This window comes from Marivita sp. (genome assembly GCF_051859345.1).
Taxonomy (GTDB): Bacteria; Pseudomonadota; Alphaproteobacteria; order Rhodobacterales; family Rhodobacteraceae; genus Marivita.
Genome location: NZ_JBHYFV010000080.1, coordinates 1 through 4,500, shown reverse-complemented (window position 1 = coordinate 4,500; position 4,500 = coordinate 1). Strand labels below are relative to the sequence as shown.

General features: G+C 58.2%; 6 protein-coding genes. All 6 read left to right on the top strand.

What is annotated here, in order from left to right; genetic code table 11:
• The coding region (locus ACTIEN_RS21795) for a hypothetical protein (RefSeq protein ID WP_439525247.1) at positions 1-259 on the top strand (259 nt) is incomplete at its 5' end.
• A complete protein-coding gene (locus ACTIEN_RS21790) occupies positions 260-634 on the top strand; it encodes a hypothetical protein (RefSeq protein WP_439525246.1) in 375 nt (124 codons plus the stop codon).
• A complete protein-coding gene (locus tag ACTIEN_RS21785; RefSeq protein WP_439525245.1) occupies positions 631-2,607 on the top strand; it encodes a 3'-5' exonuclease in 1,977 nt (658 codons plus the stop codon). The genes ACTIEN_RS21790 and ACTIEN_RS21785 overlap by 4 nt, the downstream gene beginning before the upstream one ends.
• A gap of 73 nt (positions 2,608-2,680) precedes the next feature.
• Positions 2,681-2,920: a DUF4236 domain-containing protein gene (locus tag ACTIEN_RS21780; protein WP_439525244.1), complete on the top strand. Its 240-nt coding sequence runs from the start codon at positions 2,681-2,683 to the stop codon at positions 2,918-2,920.
• Between the two features lie 49 nt (positions 2,921-2,969).
• Complete coding sequence (locus tag ACTIEN_RS21775) at positions 2,970-3,527, top strand: hypothetical protein (protein ID WP_439525243.1); 558 nt, start codon at positions 2,970-2,972, stop codon at positions 3,525-3,527.
• 41 nt (positions 3,528-3,568) lie between these two features.
• Positions 3,569-4,357: a hypothetical protein gene (locus ACTIEN_RS21770; RefSeq protein ID WP_439525242.1), complete on the top strand. Its 789-nt coding sequence runs from the start codon at positions 3,569-3,571 to the stop codon at positions 4,355-4,357.
• Positions 4,358-4,500: the final 143 nt, after the last annotated feature.

The following is a 4,500-nucleotide window of genomic DNA, read 5'->3' as shown; positions in this document are numbered from 1 at the left end:
GCCCGATGACATCGCCTGCTGGTTCATCGACACGGATTACAACGAAGAGTCGTTCTTTGTCCGCCACGCGTATTTCCCGGGGGCCGAGGTGCCTTATAAGCAGTTGAAGACAACCCTGAAGGGCGAGGTGGATCAGGAGGCGTGGGATAGCCTGAAACGGACAGTCTCGCGGCCATTTGCGCCGCCGAAATCGGGACGGATCGCGGTGAAAGTGATCAACCATCTGGGGGATGAGGTGATGAAGGTGATGGGGGTTTGAATGTCGAAGAAGCTGAGTCCCAGCTCAAGGGTGGTGTTGGAAGGGATCGCATCTGGTCTGAGCTATGCTCAAATCATTGAGCGCAACCCAAGCATTACCTATCCGTGTATTTTCGCAGCAGCAAAAGAAGTGCTCGATTTGCAGGATGCAGTGCCTTCGAAAACAGCGCACCATATCGAGGCAGCAAGAAGCCAGTATCCGAATGCCTACCAGCCTTGGTCAACCGAGGATGATGCCGAGTTGATCAAGAAGGTTCGCAGCGGAGAGGCTGTTGAGGCGCTTTCGGAGTATTTTGGCCGTCAGCCGTCAGCTATCAGGTCGCGGATATCGAAATTGCTTCCTCCCGAAGACACTGTTGACCTGATCGAACGATGACCTTCCGCATCGCTGACACCTTCTCGGATGCCCTCGCGCGCCTGACGGCGCAGGAACAGAAAGCCGTCAAGACCGCCGCTTTCGACCTGCAGATGAACCCCGCCAGTCCGGGCCTGTCGATGCACCGCGTCGATCGCGCCCGCGACAAGGGGTTCTGGACCGCGCGTGTGAACAGCGACATCCGGTTGGTGCTGCACAAACAGGGCGGCGATACGCTTCTGGCCTGGGTCGGCCATCATGACGATGCCTATGCCTGGGCCGAAAGCCGCCGCATCGACACCCACCCGCGCACCGGCGCCGCGCAGATCGTGGAAATCCGCGAGACCGTGCAAGAGGTGGTGATTCAGCGCTATGTCGAAGAAGCGATCCGTCTGCCGCGCCTCTTCGAGGGGGAGGGGGATGAGGTTCTGCTGTCCTGGGGCGTGCCTGAAGATTGGCTGGATGTGGTGCGCGACGCGACCGAGGACACAGTTCTCGACATCGCCAGCCACCTACCCGCCGAAGCCGCCGAAGCCATCCTGCAAGCCGCCACAGGCACGCGCCCCACTCCAGCGCTGGTTGCGGCTGGCACAGACCCCTTCGCCCACCCCGATGCAGGCCGCCGCTTCCGCGTGATGGAAAATGTCGAGGAGTTGCGCGCGGCGCTGGAGGCCCCATGGGAGCGCTGGGCCGTCTATCTGCACCCCGCCCAACGCGAATATGTAGAGCGCGATTTCAATGGCCCGGCACGTGTGATCGGCTCGGCCGGGACCGGTAAGACGGTTGTTGCACTGCACCGAGCCGTGCGACTGGCGCAAGACCCCGACGCACGGGTTCTGCTCACGACATTCAATTCGCGCTTGTCAGAAGCCTTGGCGCGCAAGCTTCCATTGCTGGCAAGTGAAGACCTGCGCACGCGTATTCATGTTGCAGCCTTGGGCGATGTGATCCGTGAAATGCATCAGCAGGCATTTGGGCCGACCCTGTTGGTCACTGAGGAAAATCTATCAGAACTGCTGGGACAGGCTGTCGCCAAGACAGGTGCGCCACTGTCTGTCGATTTTCTGCGCGATGAGTGGTCCTTGATTGTTGATGCCTGGAATGTGCGCGATTGGGAGAGCTATCGTGATCTGCCGCGACTGGGCCGCAAGGTGCGAATGCCTGCTGCACGCAGAGAGGCCGCATGGTCTGTGTTTGAGGTCCTCCGCGCGGACCTTGCCGCGCGAAATCTCAAGACTGAGGCGCAGTTGGCACATGAACTGGCAGACACTGGGGGACTGCCGTTTTCACATGCCGTGATTGATGAGGCGCAGGACATCTCGGTGCCGGAGCTCCTGCTTCTCGGGCGCGTGTTGGGCGAGGCGGAGAATGGATTATTCTTCGCTGGCGATATTGGCCAAAGAATTTTTCGCGCGCCATTTCCATGGGCGGCAACCGGAGTGGAGATCCGAGGAAGATCGCGCAGCCTGAAGGTGAATTATCGCACATCGCATCAGATCCGACGCTACAGCGATGAACTGCTTCCGGAAACGCTGGTCGAGCCGGACGGGACAGAAGACAATCGACTGGGTGTGACCTCAGTCTTTGAAGGCTCTGCGCCAGAGATACGTGCATGCAGCAGCCGCGAAGAAGAGGTGACAGCCCTGCAAGCCTGGATCGACGCGCTCTTTAAGCAAGGTTTTCAGGCATCAGAAGTAATGATCCTGGTGCGAACCGATGATCTGGTGTCCAGCATCGCGCCGAAGGTTTCTGTGCCAGTTATGACAATGCACGAAGCCAAAGGCGCCGAGTACCGCGCTGTTGCCGTGATCGGATTGGATCAGGATGTCGTTCCGCTTGAAGATCGCCTGCTGATGGCGCGCGATGAAGCTCAAGTCGATGAAATCATGAATACAGAACGTCACCTGCTTTATGTTGCAGCCACGCGTGCGAGGGATCGCCTGTGGTTGTCGGGTGTGTCACCTGTCTCTGAGTTTTTACAGGATTTGATGTAACGGATGTCTTTGAGAGCTTGATTGATTGGGAAAAAGAAAAACCAGAGGTAAGCGTGATATATGGAGAAAAGAAATGGCCTTCCGTTTCTGGCGGCGGGTCCGCCTTGCCCCGGGGGTAACCCTGAACCTGTCGAAATCGACCCCCTCGCGGTCACTGGGCCCGCGCGAGGCGAAATACACGATCAGCCCGCGCGGCAATCGCGCGACGGCAGGTTTGCCGGGGACCGGTCTGTTTATACGGTTCATGATCGCAACCGAAGCGGGCGCGGTAAGGCGGCGCCCGCACCATCCGTGCCGCAGCGCTACCGGCTGAAGCTGGGGTTTTTCCAGCGGCTGATGACGCCGGCGATGGGGATGTAGAGATGGATACAAGCAATTATTTTCTTCTATTTGGCATTTTGGTCATAGTCTTGGTTTTCTTTCTGACGCGGGAGAAACCTGAAGATCCTGAAGTGCGTGCGCGCCGTCTGGAAAAGGAAGCGCGTGAGCGTCGAGAGGCCGAAGAAGAGCGTGACCAGATACTTGGTCGTGTCATTCCCCCTGACATTCAGCGTGAGATGCGGGAGTTTCTCAGGGCTGGCGCGGTCTTCGGTGAAGAGCAGTCGCCTTTGGCTTACGTCGGCTACAAAGTGGGAAAAACCAATGGCCTGTCGCCATGGGATCGACAGAGACGACTCAGGGTCTGTTTTCAAACGGAAATTCCCAAGGAGCTGGCTTCCAAGTATCAATCTTGGGGTCGTCCGGCCACGTATCAGCGGTTTTCATCCATGTGTCGTCATCTTTCGATGCTTGCAGACAGAAGGCGCCAGCGAAGGAACTATGAACAGGCCGTCGCGGACTGGGAGGCCGATGAAGCATGGTTTCGTAGCGAGTTTGCAGCCACTGCAGGCCGACTGCGGCAGATCGGATTCTATCGATGATCGCAACGCTTCATTTTATAGCGCCGATCGGGGGGTGAACGATGGCAGAAGGTCGTCCAGACGTCAGTCGAGATGGGTTGTTGACGCTGCATTCCGCCGCTGCTGACTTCGCCCGTGCTGAGATCGCCATGATCGTTGAGGCTGTTCTTGACGATCTGCGGTCCCGATCAACTCATGACACTTTCGGCGATGTAGCAGCCCGGCACCTTTGGGACGAATATTGCTGGTCCCTGCAGGAGGGGCCGTTCGATGACGATATCAGCTGGGGCGGTATGCGCTTCGGATCGATATCGAACGCCTTTGAAGAAGTGGTGCGGGTGGCGATACAGGCGGAAGTTGAAAAGCGTCCGAAGCATGCTCTGGTCTTCCTGAGCGTGAAGGCAATCGAAGAAGACGCAGACATTAATCAAGAGGAGGCCTTCGGAAACATCTGGATGGCCGGAATTGTGTCCCTTGTTCTCGAGCAATTGAATCAACGTGCAGCCTCCCGCTGCAATCTCGGTCTCATTGGCCCAGAGCGCGGAGAATTGATCCCCTACGAAGTCGAGGGCGGCGGTATGGTTTGGGGAGTTCTGTCGGAAAGGGGCGAGGCGAGCGACCTTGTGGCCAGTCACTACGACACGCTGCTTGATCCACAGGGTGACCTGTCAGGCCTTGCGGACGACATGCTCGAGGCTTTCATGGCCGCCGCTGCGGATGATGACGGAACGGTGCTGCCGTTGGTTCTCGAAAGTTTTGAGGGCGAATTACGCACTCTGGCCATGGAGAAAGACATCCTGCCGATGCTGTGCGAGATGCGCGCTTCACTCCTTGCGTTGCTGGATCGTTGATCATGCAGTTTGTCGAGGCGCCCCAGGCCTTCATAATCCGCGTAGAATGCGAAAAAGCCGCTCGGCAGAACGGCTTTCGCCGTTCCTTCGATGGCCCACCGGGCTGGGCCGGTTTCGCCTCGACTACGGCGCCGGGGACGATC

Bases quoted from the DNA above. Each gene is read 5' to 3' on its own strand.
- ACTIEN_RS21790 (WP_439525246.1), top strand. From the start codon at position 260: ATGTCGAAGAAGCTGAGTCCCAGCTCAAGGGTGGTGTTGGAAGGGATC.
- ACTIEN_RS21785 (WP_439525245.1), top strand. From the start codon at position 631: ATGACCTTCCGCATCGCTGACACCTTCTCGGATGCCCTCGCGCGCCTG.
- ACTIEN_RS21780 (WP_439525244.1), top strand. From the start codon at position 2,681: ATGGCCTTCCGTTTCTGGCGGCGGGTCCGCCTTGCCCCGGGGGTAACC.
- ACTIEN_RS21775 (WP_439525243.1), top strand. From the start codon at position 2,970: ATGGATACAAGCAATTATTTTCTTCTATTTGGCATTTTGGTCATAGTC.
- ACTIEN_RS21770 (WP_439525242.1), top strand. From the start codon at position 3,569: ATGGCAGAAGGTCGTCCAGACGTCAGTCGAGATGGGTTGTTGACGCTG.